The organism is Mycobacterium hippophais, assembly GCF_027529605.1.
GTDB classification, from domain to species: Bacteria; Actinomycetota; Actinomycetes; order Mycobacteriales; family Mycobacteriaceae; genus Mycobacterium; species Mycobacterium arseniciresistens.
This window is the reverse complement of record NZ_JAPZPY010000005.1, coordinates 100,037-117,126: the sequence shown is the minus strand read 5'-3', so window position 1 is coordinate 117,126 and position 17,090 is coordinate 100,037. Positions and strand designations below refer to the sequence as shown.

The 17,090-nt window shown below is 69.3% G+C and carries 4 protein-coding genes; 1 reads left to right on the top strand and 3 read right to left on the bottom strand.

The window, feature by feature from the left end; translation table 11 throughout:
• Window positions 1-7: 7 nt before the first annotated feature.
• Together O6P37_RS13680 and O6P37_RS13675 are read right to left on the bottom strand one after the other, a co-directional pair.
• Window positions 8-3,004 carry an MMPL/RND family transporter gene (locus O6P37_RS13680; protein ID WP_269894585.1) on the bottom strand — a complete coding sequence of 999 codons (2,997 nt, stop codon included), beginning with the start codon at window positions 3,002-3,004 and terminating at the stop codon, window positions 8-10.
• Between the two features lie 65 nt (window positions 3,005-3,069).
• A complete protein-coding gene (locus O6P37_RS13675; RefSeq protein ID WP_269894584.1) occupies window positions 3,070-4,491 on the bottom strand; it encodes a condensation domain-containing protein in 1,422 nt (473 codons plus the stop codon).
• 262 nt (window positions 4,492-4,753) lie between these two features.
• Between O6P37_RS13675 and O6P37_RS13670 the strand changes: the two genes are divergently transcribed.
• Window positions 4,754-15,874, top strand: coding sequence for a type I polyketide synthase (locus O6P37_RS13670; RefSeq protein WP_269894583.1), 11,121 nt, complete (start codon window positions 4,754-4,756; stop codon window positions 15,872-15,874).
• Here the strand turns inward: O6P37_RS13670 and O6P37_RS13665 are convergent, their stop codons facing one another.
• Window positions 15,875-16,969, bottom strand: coding sequence for an NAD(P)H-dependent amine dehydrogenase family protein (locus tag O6P37_RS13665; protein WP_269894582.1), 1,095 nt, complete (start codon window positions 16,967-16,969; stop codon window positions 15,875-15,877). It abuts the gene before it with no gap.
• Window positions 16,970-17,090 lie beyond the last annotated feature (121 nt).

Sequence of the window (17,090 nt, the reverse complement as noted above, 5' to 3'; positions counted from 1 at the left end):
CCCATGGCTAGGCACTCGGTTCCGGTGTTCGAGACACCGTCGGTTGCGCCGCAATTCGCGACGGCCAGAAGTTCGCCCGTCCCAGCAGTGCGGCGATGGCGGGCACCGTGATGGTGCGCACCACGAACGTGTCCAGCAGGATCCCCACCCCGATCACGAAACCGCCCTGGATCACGATGCCGATGCTGGAGAACAACAGACCGGCCATCGAGGCCGCGAAGATCAGACCCGCCGCGGTGATCACACCACCCGTCGAACCGAGGGTGCGGATGATGCCGTACCGCATGCTGTGTGGAGACTCGTCGCGCATTCGTGACACGAGCAGCATGTTGTAGTCGGCGCCCACCGCGACCAGCACCACGAACGCCAACGGCGGCACGCTCCAGTGCAATTGCTGGTCGAGGAAGAACTGGAACGTCAGCACGCCGACGCCGATCGCCGCGAAGTACGAGATCACCACGGAGCCGACGAGATACAGCGGTGCGACGACGGCGCGCAGCAGCACCATCAGCGTCAGCAGCACCACGATGATGGTCGCGGCGATGATGAACCGGATGTCCTGCTGGTAATAGTCGCGGGTGTCGCGCAGCGCGACCGGATAGCCGCCCATCGAGATGGTGGCGTCGGCGAGCGTGGTGTTCGGCTGGGCATCCCTGGCGATGTCACTGATCTGGTTGACCTGGTCCATCGCCTCCGCACTGAACGGGTTCAGCTTGGTCTGCACGAGGTACCGCACCGAGCGGCCGTCCGGCGAGACGTACGCCGCGGCGGCCTTCTTGAAGTCCGGCAGACCCAGCACCTCGGCCGGGATGTTGAAGCCCGCCTGCGCCGGGTCCGCGGCGTTGTTCCTCATCGTCAGAAGGAATGTCGACGCCTCGTTGAGTCCGGCGGCGATCACCTTGAGCTGCTTGACCAGTTCGTCCACTCCGCCTGCCACCTCGCGGCTTCCGCCGGCCAGTTGGTTGGCGCCCTGCTGCAGGTCCTTCAGACCCGCCTGCGCACCTCCGGGGGAGTTCAGCCCCATCGCGTTGACCGCCCTGGTGACGTTCGCGAGGGCGCTGTTGAGCTTCTTCACCGTCGCGTTGAGGGTCTGCTTGTCGTCGACGCCCTGGAGCTGGTGTGCGAGGTCGTTGATCTGGTCGAGCCTGCCGTCGTTGTTCGCGTCGTTCAGCCGCTGGAACTGGTTGCGGGTGGCGCTGCAGGAGGGGTTCGCGTCACAGACCTGGTTGTTCTGCAGCGCGGCGAGGACGGGCCCGATCCAGGCGAACATGTCCCTGACGGCGGCGAAGTTGATGCCCATCGAGTTGGCGAGCACGTTGACGCTCTGCACCAGTTTCGCCGCGACCTCGACGTCGCGCACCAGCTTGTCGCCGCCGTAGTCGGTGCGCACCGAGGAGAACGTGTCGACCAGGCTCTGGATGCTCGGTGCGATCTGGTTGATCTGGCCGCGCACCTCGGCGAGCCTGTCGGCCAGTGTGTCGGCGCCGGCGGTCAGCCGGCCGAGATCGCCGCTGCGCTGGCCGATCTGTGCGGAGCCGTCGGCCAGCCGGTCACCGACCAGGCCGGCCTGGTACGTGGCCCGGAACTCCGGCGGCACGTCGCCGAGGGGCCGGGTGACGCCGCTGATCAGGCCGATGTCGGGCAGCTGTGCGACGCGCGACGCCAGCTGCTCGAGGTCCGCCAGCGCCCGCGGGTTGCGCAGGTCGTGCGGTGACTGGATGAGGATGTACTCGGGGATCGACTGGCTGATCGGGAAGTGGCGTTCCAGCGCGGTGTACCCGATCGAACTCGCGGCCGAGGCAGGCACGACCTTGCGGTCGTCGTAGTTGTAGTTCGCGAAGACGGCGATGCCGGCCAGCAGACCCAGTACGAGCACACTCGCCACGAGGTGCGGCACCGGCCTGCGCACGATGCGGATCCCGGAGCGCCGCCAGAACCGCGCGGTCAGTTCACGCCTCGGCTTGACCCAGCCGCGCGGACCGGCGAGCACCAGGATCGCGGGCAGCAGCGTCAGCCCGGCGAGGAATGCCACGGCGATGCCGATCGCCGCCGACACCCCGACCGTCCGGAACACCCCCATCTGCGTGAAGCTCAACAGCAGGAACGTCAGGCCCACCGTGGTGGCGGACGCGGTGATCACCTTCCCGATCGAGATCATCGCCGCCTTGACCGCCTGGTCGTAGTCCTTACCCGACCGCAGATAATCGTGATATCGGCTGATCAGGAAGACTGCGTAGTCGGTGCCGGCGCCGGCCATGATCGCACTCAGGAAGACGATGGACTGGTTCGAGACGCCCCAGCCGGTCAGCTGGGAGAACGACGCCACCACCGCCTGCGCGATCACCAGGGACGACCCGATGGTGACCAAGGGCAGCAGCATCGTGACCGCACTGCGGTAGACCAGCAGCAGCACGGCGAGGACCAGGACGGCGATCGCGATCTCGATGGGCAGCCGATCCTTCTCGCCCGCGACGGTGAGGTCGGCGACCGTGGCGGCGGGGCCGGTGAGGTGCACGTCCACCGAACTGCCTGCGACGGCGGTCTTGATGACGTCGGCCACCCGGTTGAACGATTCGAACGCCCGCGGCGTGCCCAACTCGCCCGCCAGACCGACCGGCAGGACCCACGTCGTCTTGTCCTCACTGGTGAGGAACTGACGCAGTTGTGGGGTGCCGACGAAGTCCTGGACCGACACCACGTCCGTCACGTCGTCGCGCAGCGCGTCGACGAGCTTGCGGTAGGTCGCCTCGTCGGCGGGTTCCAGCCCGTCTTCGTTGATCAGCGCCACCAGCAGCAGGTTGTCGTTGCCGGGTTCCTTGAAGGCCTCGGTCATCTTCGCCGCGGTGACGCTCGACGGCGCGTCGCTGGGCAGGATGGCGAGCGGATTCCTCTCGGCCATCTCGCCGAGGGACGGGGACGACAGCGGCAGGACGACCGCCAGTGCGATCCACACCCCGATCACCGCCCACGGCCAGCGCACAACGAGGTCGGCTAGCCGTCGCATGTCGCCCTCATCCTCGCGCCGAATTCGCGCATCGCCGATTTCCCTTGGCCATCATTTGCCCGCCGCTATGCGACGCGTCCCCAGTGCCCGGTGTCAGCAACGCGGCTCGTCACCGAGCTCATCGCCTCCATGTATCGCGTCACCGACTTCTCGGCGACGGCGTTGTCCGGATGCATGATCGCCATCACCGTGCCCTCGCCGTAGCGGAAGATGTAGATCGTCAACTGGTAGGAGAACCGGTTGTCGGGATACATGCCGATGTTGTTCGCCAGGCCCATCTCGCCGGCCGCGAGAATGGCGTTCAGCGGTGCCGCGCCACCGTGCAGGAAGTTCGACACCGGGAAGTTCGGCCGCGGCCAGTTGAGCCACGGCGCCAGTTCCAGGACCCGGTAGTACGGCACCCTCGCCATGTCCAGGCCCGAATCGAACGACGTCTGCGCTGCGCCCGCGGCATCGCTGAACGAGGTCGCCGCGATCGGCACCGTGATCGGTATCAGGCCGGTGAACCAGCCCTGGGTCATGAAATTGTCGCCACCGGTGCGGGAATCCCTTGGGGTGAGCCCGTAGTACGTCAGCGCACCGGTGAATTCGTGCTCCACCAGGCCAAGACAGGCGAACAGTCCGCCGACGAAGCGGGCGCCCGCGGCGCTGCAGGCCGACTCGAACCGATCCGTCTGAGCCGCGTCCATCAAGACCTGAGAGGACCAGGCGCTGCTCATCGACTCGTTCGGATCACCGAGCGGCAAGGGGAATTCCGGGAAGCCGTCACTGTTGTCCTCGGCGAACTCGATCCACGCACGCACGCCCGGCGAGTCCAGGGTCAACGTCGAGGTGAACTCACGCTCGCGAACACAGAAGTCGTCGAAGCTGCCGGCGTCGGGCAGCGTGAGTGCCTGACCGGTGCCACTCATGGCCGAGTACATGCCGTTGGCTTCCATCATGGTCGTGCCGATCAGGGTGGCGTCTCCGTGCACGTGATCCATGGCGGCGAAGAACGTGAAGTGGTCTTCGTGCTGGACGATCCCGAACGTGAAGCAGGCCCACTCCAGCGGATTCGGGATAGCCACGACGTGGTCGCGGATCTCTTCGACCGTCATCTCGCCCTGATCGACCGGCATGAATTCGATCGCATCCGGATTTTCAATAGCGTGCCTAACGAATTTGCCAGAATCGGTCTGCTCGAACCAGCTCCGGAAGGTGTCGTGCCGCCGGATGTAGGAGTTGACGGCATGGTCCATCGCGGCTATGTCGCACGTGCCCGCCACCTCGCAGCTGGCGATGATCTGCCGGGAGAAGTTGAGGCCCGCGGCCTCCCGCTCGCAGTAGTTACGAAGGTGCTGGCTCTGCATGTAGCTAACCGGAACCGAGCTGACCGAAGCGCGGCTCGCTGTTTCCTGCGCGGCGGCCGTCGGATGCCAGGAAGTGACCGATCCCGGACTCAGTGACCATTCACCAAGTGCGCCAACAGTTATCTTCCCGATGCGCAAAACCCGGTCCCTTCGCTCACTTCTCCTCGGCCCGATTTCCGGGCTCGGCAAATCGTGCCGCGGCATCAACGTACCCGAGGTTCGGCCGCACCCGCCGTGCACGACCGGAGCCGGGACACGGAAGCGCGCATACCTCGGGTAGGCGTGCCATAGTGTGCGTCGGAGTTCACACGATCTTGGTTCAGGCCGTCGTTACTACTGTCGAGTAGGTTAGCCTGACTACTGCGTAAATTACCGCACGGCCCCTCAAGGAGACAACCGCATGGGATCCGCTCAACATCCGACCGAGCCGACTCAGCGGTTTGCCATCGTTGGCTATGCGGCGCGTTTTCCCGGCGCACCGGACGCCGACGGATTCTGGGATGTTCTTCGCGAGGGCCGCGACGCGGTGTCGGAGATCCCCGCCGACCGCTGGGATGCCGACGCGTTCTTCGACCCGGAGCCCGGAGCCCCCGGCAAGGTCGTGACCCGCCGTGCCGGCTTCGTCGATGACGTGACCGGGTTCGACGCGCCGTTCTTCGGCATGTCGACGCGCGAGGTCAGGATGATGGACCCGCAGCACCGGATCCTGCTCGAGACGGCGTGGCGCGCGGTGGAGCACTCGGGCACCGCACCCACGGCCCTCGCCGAGACCAACACCGGTGTGTTCGTCGGCCTGGCCACCCACGACTACCTGGGGATGGCGTCCGACGAACTGACCTACCCCGAGATCGAGGCCTACCTGGCCATCGGGACGTCGAATGCCGCGGCCGCCGGCCGGATCAGCTACCGGCTTGGACTGCAGGGTCCCTCGGTGGCCGTCGACACCGCCTGCAGCTCGTCGCTGGTCGCGATCCACCAGGCATGCCAGGCGCTGCGCCTTGGCGAGTGCGACCTCGCGCTGGCCGGCGGCGCCAACGTACTGCTCACTCCCGCAACGATGATCACCTTCTCGAACGCCCAGATGCTCGCGCCCGACGGCCGGTGCAAGACCTTCGACGCCGCCGCCGACGGCTACGTGCGTGGCGAGGGCTGCGGCGTCATCGTCCTCAAGCGCCTCGAGGATGCGCTCCGCGACGGTGACCGCATCCGTGCGGTGATCCGTGGCAGCGCGATCAACCAGGACGGCGCCTCGGGCGGCTTGACCGTCCCGAACGGTGTTGCGCAGCAACGGGTCATCACCGATGCGCTGAAGCGCGCGGGCCTCGAACCCAGCGACGTCGGATACCTGGAGGCGCACGGCACCGGCACATCGCTCGGTGACCCGATCGAAGCGCAGGCCGCGGGTGCGGCGTTCGGCGCCGGACGCGACCCCGGCCGGCCGCTGCTGATCGGTTCGGCGAAGACCAACATCGGGCACCTGGAGGCGGCCGCGGGCATCGCGGGTGTCATCAAAGTCGTGCTCTCGCTCGAGAACGAGACCCTGCCCAAGCACCTGCACTTCGAGAACCCGTCACCGCACATCCCCTGGAACCGGCTGCCTGTCGAGGTGGTCACCGAGACGATGCCCTGGAAGAGCAACGGCCGCCCGCGCATCGCGGGCGTCAGCTCATTCGGGTTCGCCGGCACGAACGCCCACGTCATCCTGGAGGAGGCGCCCGAAGAAACAGCTCGGATCTCCGCGGCTCCGGCGCCCGATGTCGCCGCCGGGGCGGCTCCGGCGCCCGATGTCGCCGCCGGGGCGGCCCGGTTCAGCATCCTGCCGCTCTCCGCGCACACGCCCGCCGCACTGGTCCAGCTCGCCGACCGGTACCGCGGCTTCTTCAGCTCGCACCCCGAGGCCACTCTCGCCGACGTGTGCTTCACCGCCGGGGCGGGGCGGGCGCACCTCAAACACCGTGCCGCGCTGGTGGTCGACTCGAGGGAGTCCGCCGTCGAGCTGCTCGGTGCGCTGGCCGACGACCGCCCGGCACCGGGTCTGGTGCGCGGGGACTCCCAGGACGTTCCCAAGACGGCGTGGCTGTTCACCGGCCAGGGCAGCCAGTACCCCGGCATGGCCCGCGAACTGTTCGACACCGAACCGGTGTTCGCCGAGACGCTGAACAGATGCGCGGCGGCAGTGGCTGAGGCTCTCGGAAAGCCCTTGCTCGACGTGATCTTCGACCTCGACAGCCCCGAGAACGAAGCGACGCTGCTGCAGACCTCCTACGCACAGCCCGCCCTGTTCGCGGTCGAGATGGGCCTGGCACGCCTCTGGCAGTCATGGGGATTCGACCCGGACGTGGTGCTGGGCCACAGCGTGGGCCAGTACTCCGCGGCGTGCGTGGCCGGCGTGTTCGGCCTCGAGGACGGCGCGCAGCTGATGGCCGAACGGGGCCGGCTGTTCGGCAGCCTGCCCGAAGGCGGACGGATGGTCGCGGTGTTCGCCGCCGCCGAGCGCGTCGAGGCCATCACCGACGAGTTCCCGGCGCTGTCCGTCGCCGCCTACAACGGCGCCAACACCGTGCTGTCCGGACCCGCGCAGGATCTGGAGCAGGCGGTGGCCGGACTCGCGGCCGACAACGTCCGGTGCGACTGGCTCGACACCAGCCACGCGTTCCACTCGGCGCTGCTCGACCCGATCCTCGACGACTTCGAGTCGTACGCCGAGCGGTTCACGTACGCGGCGCCGCAACGGATCCTGATCGACAACCGCACTGGCGCCGCCCTCGGCAGGAGCGTGAAGCTCGACGGCGCATACTGGCGCCGCCACGCACGCCAACCGGTTGAGTTCGCAAAGAGTGTGCGCACCCTCGCCGGCCTCAACTGCAAGTTGCTGGTCGAGATCGGCCCGCGACCGGTGCTCACCGCCGCCGCGCTGAGCACCTGGCCCGACCCGGCCACCGCACCGCGCGTGGTCACCTCGTTGCGCCGCAACACCACCGACCACCGGCAGATCACCGAGGCCGTCGCCGACTCGTACGTACTGGGCCACCTGCCCGACTTCGCCGCCATGGCGCAGCCGCACGCCCGCAAGCTCGACCTGCCCACCTACCCCTTCGAGCGTCGCCGGTACTGGTTCTCCGACGACCGGCCCGACAGCCGCACCGACGACCAGGACAGCACCAGCGACCAGCTCCCGCCCGCCGCACGCACCCACGCCGTCCGCCTCCTCGAGGACGGCCGGATCGACGAACTCGCCGCACTGCTCGACGGTCCCGGCGGCGATCAGCAGACCCTGCAGGTGCTGACCAAGCTTGCCGCACAACACAATCAACAACGGTCGACGCAGTCCGTCGCCGACGGCCGCTATGAGTTCCGCTGGCAGGAATCCCCCGCGCCGCTCTCCGCCGGCGGGCCCGCCGGAGCCCACAGCTGGATCATCGTCGGCGACTCCGCCGACGCCGTCGCGCCCCTGGTCGCCGCACTCGACGCGCGAGGCCACCGGCACCGGACCGTTGGACTGCCGGTCTCCGATGCCGACTCCGAACAGCTCGTCGACGCGTTACGCGCCGCGGCAGCCGATGACTCGACGCTGCGCATCCTGCACGTCGCGGCACTCGACTCGGATTCCGGCACCGGGCCGTCGATGCGGTCACTGCTGCGGATGCAGCATCGCATCCTGGTCGGGACGCGGCGCCTGTTCCGCGCCGCGGCCGCCGCCGAACTGCGCAGCCCCATCTGGCTGGTGACCCGCGGCGCGCAGCGCATCACCGACGGCGACACCGTCGCACCGGATCAGAGTGCCCTGTGGGGATTCGGCCGCGCCGCGGCGCTGGAACTGCCGCACGTGTGGGGCGGACTGGCCGACCTGTCGGCCGGCAGTGGCGACAAGGCCGGCGAATGGTCCCGGTTGGTCGACCGGATCTCCTCGGCGCACGACCCGGCTTCCCGGGAGGACCAGCTCGCGCTCCGCGACAAGGCGCTCTACGTCCCGCGACTTGTGCGGCGGACGGAACCGGCGAGCGGCGCACCGCTGCAACTGCGTGCCGACGCCACCTATCTGGTGACCGGTGGGCTGGGGTCGATCGGACTGGAGACCGCCGGATACCTCGCCGCCAACGGCGCACGACATCTGGTGCTGACCAGTCGGCGCGCGCCCAGCGACGCGGCCCGGGAGCGGATCGACGCACTGAACGAACAGCACGGATGCGATGTCCGGGTCGTCACCGCCGACGTCGCCGACGCACACGACGTCGCGCGACTGATGGCCGGCATGCAGGCGGGGCTGCCCCCACTGGCCGGCATCGTCCATGCTGCCGGCGAGATCGGCACCACCCCGCTGAGCGATCTGGACGACGCCGAGGTGGACCGCGTCTTCGCCGGAAAGGTCTGGGGTGCCTGGCATCTGAGCGAGGCCGCCGCCGACCTGAAGCTCGACTTCTTCATCAGCACCTCGTCGATCGCCTCGGTGTGGGGCGGATACGGTCAGACCGCCTACGGCGCGGCGAACGCCTTCCTCGACGGGCTGGCCTGGCGGATGCGCGAGCAGGGCGTCCCGGGGATCAGCGTCAACTTCGGTCCGTGGTCGGCGGGTATGGCCGACGCGGACTCCCGCGCGCGTCTCGAGCAGCGCGGCGTACGGACGTTGTCGCCCGCCGATGCCCTGGCAGGTCTGGCCGACGTCGTGGCGGCCTCCTTGGCGAACGGTCCCGCGCAAGGAGTGGTGGCCCGGATCGACTGGACCCGCTTCCTGCCCCTCTACCAGCAGGCGGGGCGGCGGGCGTTCCTCGCCGAACTGGAGCGCGAGGTGCCCGCCCCGGCGGCCGACTCGGCGCCGGTCGTGACGCCGTCGGGCAGGACCCCACTGGTCGAGCGGCTCACGAACGCACCGCTGCAGCAGCGCAAGCGGCTGCTCACCGATTACCTGCGCGACGCGGTGGCGGAGGTGACACGCGTCGACGCCGCCGAGATCCGCGAGGACGCCGGCTTCTTCGACCTCGGCATGGACTCGCTGATGGCCGTCGAACTCCGGCGCCGCATCGAGCAGGGTGTCGGAAAGGACATCCCCGTCACCCTCGTGATGGATCACCCCCGGCTCTCCGACGCCGCCGACTGGCTGCTGGGAGACGTGCTCGGCCTCAGCGAGCAGGTGGCAGGCCCGTCCGAACCCCGTCCCGAGGCCCCGACCCGCGCAGACGATCCGATCGCGATCGTCGCCGTCTCGTGCCGCTTCCCCGGCGCACCGAACCCGGAAGCGTTCTGGGAGGTGCTCTCCGGCGGTGTCGACGCGATCCGTGAGGTCCCCGAGGACCGGTTCGACATCGACGAGTTCTACGACCCCGACCCGGACGCCCCCGGCAAGACCTACACGCGCTTCGGCGGATTCCTCGACGGCATCGACGGCTTCGACCCCGAGTTCTTCGGCATCTCGCCGCGCGAGGCCGTGTGGATCGAACCACAGCAGCGACTGATGCTCGAAACCGCCTGGGAGGGTCTGGAACGCGCCGGGTACTCGCCGGCATCGCTGCGCGGCAGCAAGACCGGCGTCTTCGTCGGCGTGGCCGCCAACGAGTACGCCCACCTGCTGTCGTCGGAGTCCATCGACAAGATCGAACCCCACTTCATCACCGGCAACGCGCTCAACGCGATCTCCGGCCGGGTCGCCTTCGCGTTCGGGCTCGAAGGTCCGGCGGTTGCGGTCGACACCGCGTGCAGCTCGTCGTTGGTGGCGGTCCACCAGGCCGTCCAGGCGCTGCGCTCCGGCGACTGCGACATGGCGTTGGCAGGCGGGGTGAACGTTCTGATCAGCCCGGTGACGGTGGTCGCCGCGTCGCGCGCCAGGATGCTGTCCCCCGTCGGGCGGTGCAAGACCTTCGACGCCTCCGCCGACGGCTACGTGCGCAGCGAAGGCTGCGGAGTGCTCGTGCTGAAACGGCTGAGCGACGCCGAACGCGACGGCGACCGGATCTGTGCCGTCATTCCCAGCACGGCGGTGAACCAGGACGGCGCCTCCAGCGGTCTGACGGTGCCCAACGGTGGCGCACAGCAACGGCTCATCGGCACGGCGCTGACCCGCGCCGGGCTGACCGGCGGCGACGTCGACTACCTCGAGGCGCACGGCACGGGCACCCCGCTCGGTGATCCGATCGAGGTCCAGGCCGCCGCGGCGGCCTACGGCGGCTCGCGCGACGCCGACCGGCCATTGCTGATGGGATCGGTCAAGACGAACATCGGTCACCTCGAATCCGCCTCCGGCGCAGCAGGTCTGATCAAGGTCGTGTTGTCGCTACAGCACGAACTGCTGCCGCAGAGCCTGCACTTCGACAACCCTTCGCCGCACATCCCGTGGGCCTCGCTGCCCGTGCGGGTCGTGGACAAGGCGATCCCGTGGCACGCCAACGGCAGGCCGCGGCGCGCAGGTGTCAGCTCCTTCGGGTTCACCGGCACCAACGCCCACGTGCTGATCGAGGAGGCGCCGCAGCCGGCCGCCGCCGACGTCTCTGCGGACGACGCCGAGGTTCCGGCGCCCGCCGGGCAGACCGCCCACGACGCACCCGTCGATGTGCTGGCGCTGTCCGCACGGTCACCCGAAGCGCTGGCGGCACTGGCGAGCCGGTACGAGACCTGGTTGAGCGCCCAGCCCGACGCCGACCTCGCCGACGTCTGCGTCACCGCAGGCACCGGCCGTTCGCACTTCGAGCACCGGGCCGCCCTGGTGGTCGACTCGATCGCCTCGGCGCGCGACGGCCTGGCCGAACTGGTGCAGAACCGCCTGCGGCCCGGTGTCGTACGCGGTGAGCACACGCACAATCCGACAACGGCCTGGCTGTTCACCGGACAGGGCAGCCAGTACCCGGGCATGGCGCGTGAATTGTTCGACACCGAGCCCGTTTTCGCCGAGACCGTGACACGCTGCGCGGAGGCCGTCGAGGGCATCCTGCCCTACCCGCTGCTCGAGGTGCTGTTCGCGGCCGATCGCGAGACCGGCGAGCGGTTGAGGCACACGTCGTTCGCGCAGCCGGCGCTCTTCGCCGTCGAGATGGGCCTGGCCAGGCTGTGGCAGTCGTGGGGAATCAAGCCCGACGTGGTGCTCGGGCACAGCGTGGGCCAGTACGCCGCGGCATGCGTCGCCGGTGTCTTCAGCCTCGAGGACGGTGCACGACTGATGGCCGAACGCGGCCGGATGTTCGGCAGCCTGCCCGAAGGCGGTCGGATGGTGGCGGTGTTCGCCGACGCCAAGCGTGTCGAGCAGCTCGCCGGTGAGTACCCGCGCGTCTCGGTCGGCGCCTACAACGGACCCAACACGGTGCTGTCGGGACCGGCCGAGGACCTCGAGAAGATCGTCGCCACGTTCACCGACGACGCGATCCGCTGCACCTGGCTGCAGACCAGCCATGCCTTCCACTCGGAGCTGCTGGACCCGGTGCTCGACGAATTCGAGTCCTACGCCGCCCAGTTGACGTTCGCCCCACCGACTCTGCCGCTGGTCTGCAACCGCACCGGCGCCGTGCTCACCGCCCAGACACCGCTCGACGCCCAGTACTGGCGGCGGCACTCCCGTCAGCCGGTGCAGTTCGCCGAGAGTGTGCGCACCGTGGCGGCCCTCGGATGCTCGGTGCTGATGGAGATCGGTCCGCAACCGGTGCTGACCGGAGCCGCCGTGCAGGTCTGGCCGGAGCACCTGCCCGCACCGCGGGCGATCGTCTCGCTCCGCAAGGGTGTCGGCGACCGGCGACAGATCGCCGACGCGCTGGCCGCCGCCTATGTCGGCGGCCACCAGCCCGACTTCGCGGCGCTGCACCGCGGGCCCCGCCGCAGGCTGGAACTGCCCACCTATCCCTTCCAGCACCGCCGTTTCTGGCCCAAGACGTCCGCGATCACCGGCGCCGACAGCAACGGCGCCGGCGTCTCCGGAATCCTGGGCAGTGCCAAGGACCTCGCCTCGGGCGACGTCGTGTACACGAGCAGGCTGTCGGTCAGATCGCAGCCGTGGCTGTCCGACCACGTCATCTACGGCACCGTCGTCGTCCCCGGGGCGACGTACGCGGCGATGGCGCTGGCCGCCGTCGGTCCGCCGGCTCGGGTCAAGGAGGTCTTCTTCTACGAGCCGATCATCCTGCCGGAGAAGGCGTCTCGCGAGGTGCAGCTGACGCTGCACCCGGCAGGCGACGGCGGCGAGTCGAAGTTCCAGGTGCACAGCCGTCCGTACGGTGAGCGCGACGTCGAATGGTCGTTGAACGCCGAAGGCGCCGTGGTCACCGGTGTCTCCGGCGCCGGCGACGATCCGGATCCCGAGCAGGATCCGGTCGACGAGGCCATCGAGCGGTGCACCCGCATGCGTCCGCAGGAGTTGTTCGAGACCTTCGCCGACCTGGAACTGGCCTGGGGGCCGACCTGGTCGGGCTCGCTGAAGTCGCTGTGGCTCGGTGACGGTGAGGCGATCGGCGACATCCTCGTCGGACAGGAACTGGCCGAGCACCTCGGAACCGAACCGATGCACCCGGTCCTGATGGACCTGTGCACCGGTGTCGCCTTCCCCGCGTTCCCAGCACTTCTCGCCGCCGAACAGGGCGTCAACGACCTGTTCCTGCCGCTGCGGTACGGGCAGGTCACGCTGAAGGAGAAGATGCCCCGGCGGTTCTACTGCCGCGCGAGGTGGCACAACAGCGGCCTCGACAGTGAGACGCAGGTCTTCGATCTGGACTTCCTCGACCGTGACGGCAGCCTGCTCGGCGGGATCCGCGAGTTCACCGTCAAACGCGCACCGCGCGAGGCGCTGCTGCGCGGCCTCGGCGGCGACGCCACCCGGCTGCTCTACACCCTCGGCTGGCACGAGGTGCCGACACCACCTGCCGATGCAGACGTCGTCGCCCCGAGTGGCACATGGCTGATCGCGGGATTCGGCGAACTGGCCGCCGAGGTGCCTGGCTGCATCCCGTTCGACCGGCAGGCCGATCCGGAGCTCCTGGGACAGGTGCTGGCGCAGGCCGTCGAGCGCGGCATGCCGTTCTCCGGCGTCGTCTGGCGCAGCACCGGGCCGAGTGCGCAGGAGTCGAGCGCCGACGCGAGCGGGCGGCTCGAGGCCGAGCTGTCCAACCTGCTCAGCGCCGTGCATACGGTGCAGAACGACGGCGTGAAACTGCCGGGCGGGCTGTGGATCGTCACCGAGCGGGCCGTGGCCACCGAGTCCGGTGAACCGGTGGATGCGGTTCAGGCGGCGCTGTGGGGCTTCGGTCGCACCACGGTCAACGAGGAACCGGCGCTGCGCGCCAGGCTGGTCGATTGCGACGGGTCACCGGAGGCGGTGCGGGCACTGGCCGCGATGCTGGCCACCCCGGTCGAGGAGCCGGAGATCGCAGTGCGGCAGGGGAAGCTGCTGGCGTCCCGGTTGGTGCCGTGGGCGCGCAGCGGCAATCTCACCGTGCCTCGCGGGAGCGACTACGTGCTGGCGCCGACGGAGCGCGGTGCGATCGACAACCTGCGGATCACCGAGAAGGACGTGCCGCCGCCGGACGAGGGTTACGTGCAGGTCCGCGTCGAGGCCGCCGGCCTCAACTTCCGCGACGTGCTCAACGTCCTCGGTCTCTACCCGGGCGACCCCGGACCGATCGGTGGTGACTTCGCCGGCGTCGTCACGCAATTGGGCGAGGGTGTCGGCGACGTCGAGGTGGGGCAGCGGGTCTACGGCTCCATGCAGGGTGCGTTCTCCAGCCGGTTCAATGTGCCGTCGCAGTTCCTGGCGCCGATCCCGGACGGGGTGAGCGCGGTGCAGGCCGCGACGATTCCCGCCGCGGCGCTGACGGTCCGGCTGTCGTTCGACTGGGCGCAGCTGAAGCCCGGCGACAAGGTGCTGATCCACGCGGCCAGCGGCGGCGTGGGCCTCGCGGCGGTCCAGATGGCACAGCGGTGCGGTGCGACGGTCTTCGCCACGGCCAGCACATTCAAGCGCGCCACGCTGCGCAAGCTGGGTGTGGAATACGTCTACGACTCGCGCACAATCGATTTCGCCGATCAGATCCTGGCGGACACCGGTGGTGCCGGCGTTGACGTGGTGCTCAACAGCCTGACCAGCGAAGGGTTCATCGAGGCGACGCTGAAGGCCACCGCCCGCAACGGCCGATTCGCCGAGATCGCCAAGCGCGACATCTGGTCGCCGGAGCAGATGGCCGAGGCCCGACCCGACATCGACTACGAGATCGTCGCGTTGGACACGGTGATGCTCACCGACCCCGATCGCATCCGCGACCTGCTCACCGAGGTGTCGGACGGACTGGCCGACGGTGAGTGGACTCCGCTGCCCGCGGAGATCTACCCGCTGACCGAGTCGAGGGCGGCGTTCCGGCGCATGCAGCAGGCGCGCCACATCGGCAAGATCGTCGTGCAGATCCCGAACCCGTTGCAGCCGAAGGCCGATCGGAGCTACCTGATCACCGGTGGGCTCGGTGCGATCGGTCTGCACACGGCGTCGCATCTGGCCCAGCTCGGCGCCGGTGACATCGTGCTGACCAGCCGGCGTGCGCCGGATCCGGCGGCGCAGAAGGTGATCGAGGAGATCACCGAGCGCTACAAGTGCCGCGTGCACGTCTTCACCGCCGACGTCGGCGAGGAATCGGACGTCGTGGCGCTGCTCGACCGGATCCGCGCGGAGTTGCCGCCGCTGGCCGGTGTGGCGCATCTGGCGGGCGTGCTGGACGACGCGCTGCTGTCCCAGCAGAGCCTCGAGCGGTTCCGGACGACGCTGGCGCCCAAGGCGTACGGCGCGTACCACCTGGACCGTCTGACAGCCGACGACGATCTGGACTTCTTCATCGTGTCCTCGTCGGTGTCCAGCCTGTTCGGGTCGCCCGGTCAGGCGAACTACGCCACGGCCAACGCGTGGCTGGACGGTCTCGTCGCGCAGCGACGGTCCCGGGGCCTGCCCGCCACGGGCATCAACTTCGGGCCGTGGGCACAGGGCGGCATGGCATCGTCGGAGGCCGCGACCGCCAACATCAGCGCCCAGGGCCTCGTCCCGCTGGATCCGGCGGCGGCGCTGAGCGCACTCGGCGAGGTCGTCGCGAACGGCACCGGCCAGGCGACCGTCATCAGGGCGAACTGGCAGCGTGCGGCGAAGGTGCTGGGCAGTTCGCGGCCACCGATCCTCGACCTGGTGCTGCCGAGCGCCGTCGGCGAGGTGACCGGTGACAGTGAGCTGCTCAAGCAGCTGCAGGAGATCCCCGTGCCGCAGCGTGCGGGCTTCGTGACGGAGTTCCTCCAGAAGGAGGTGCAGAACTTCCTGCGCCTGGCGTCGCCACCCGCCGCGACGAGCCGGTTCCTGGACCTCGGCACCGACTCACTGATGGCGATCGAACTGCGCAACAGGTTGCACAGCCAGTTCGGCGGCGCGTTCACCATCAATGCGACGGCGGTGTTCGACTACCCGACCATCGGGGGGCTCGCCGAGTACCTGGTGGGTCAGCTGCCCGACGCCGAGGCGGCAGCGGAGCCGGCGGCCGCGGAGGCACCGGTCCCGGCAGCCGTCGCCGCATCCGGGCCGGAGTGACTATTCGGCCCAGCGGGCGGCTTCGGCGTCGGCGGCCAGCGCCGAGCGCAGCGGCACCTGCAGACCGTCGTAGATGCCCGGCTTCTGCTCGACGAGCCAGTTGAGGGCGCCAAGCAGCCGGTTCGCGGCGGTGGTGTTGCCGCCGTCGGCGCGGGTGCCGCCCGGCACGTCCGCGCGGGTGACGATCGTCAGCTGCGGGTCGCCGTCGATGATCACGCGGTGATCGCCGACGCCTCCCCGATGAGCATCGTCGGGCTGCGGCCAGTCCGGCGCGCAGGACGGGTGGATGCGGGTGATGTGCTCGATGACGATCCGCCTCCTGCCGCCGGACCACCCGACGACCCTGAGGAAGAAGGCGCCCTGCGTGCCCTTCTCGAAGCGGCCCATCACGGTGTCCACCGACTCGTCGAGGGGCAGCCGCTCGACCTCCTCGGTGATCTCGTCGATCTCGATGCCCAGGCCGCGGCCGATGAGCCGGACGTTGCCGCCCCAGACCATCGTCGGGATGGTCGGCAGCAGCATCATCGGGGTCTCGTCCATCGACCCGCCGAAGCCGCACGACACCTTCACCGCGAACGGCTGGTTGTAGGTGGAGTAGTCGAAGATCTCCTGGCAGGTGATCGTGTCGATGCGGGTGCACAGGCTCGCGGCCGTCACCGCGAGGGCGTCGTTGCCCCAGCCCGGGTCGACGCCGCTGACCAGCAGTGTCGATCCGCCCTCCTCGGCGGCGGCGGTCAGCCGCTGCACCCACTCCGGCGGGGCGGACGCCGGGTCGTAGAGCGAGTACAGCGACGGCGTCACCACGTGCAGGCCGGCACGCAGGCACCGCTCGATGTCCGCGATCGCCTCCTCGGGGCGGATGTCGCCGGAGGCCATGTAGGCGACGGCGTCGCACTCCGCCAGGACACCGTCGACGTCGTCGGTTGCCGCGACCCCGGTGGGCGCATCGAGCCCGGCGAAGCCGGCGGCGTCGCGGCCTACCTTCTCGGCGGTCGAGGTGATGACGGCGGCGAGCTGGAGACCGGGAAAAGCGGTGGCCGACCGGATCGCGGTCGAGCCCATGTTGCCGGTTCCCCACACTGCGACGCGAAGCATTGGAACACCCTAGCGGCCCGAACGTGACCATCGTCACACCGGGCCATCTTCGCAGCTCAGGGGTGCCAAATCGAGGTTCGCCAGCTTCCGGCCAACCGCCTGGTTGATTAGCCGGTGGAAA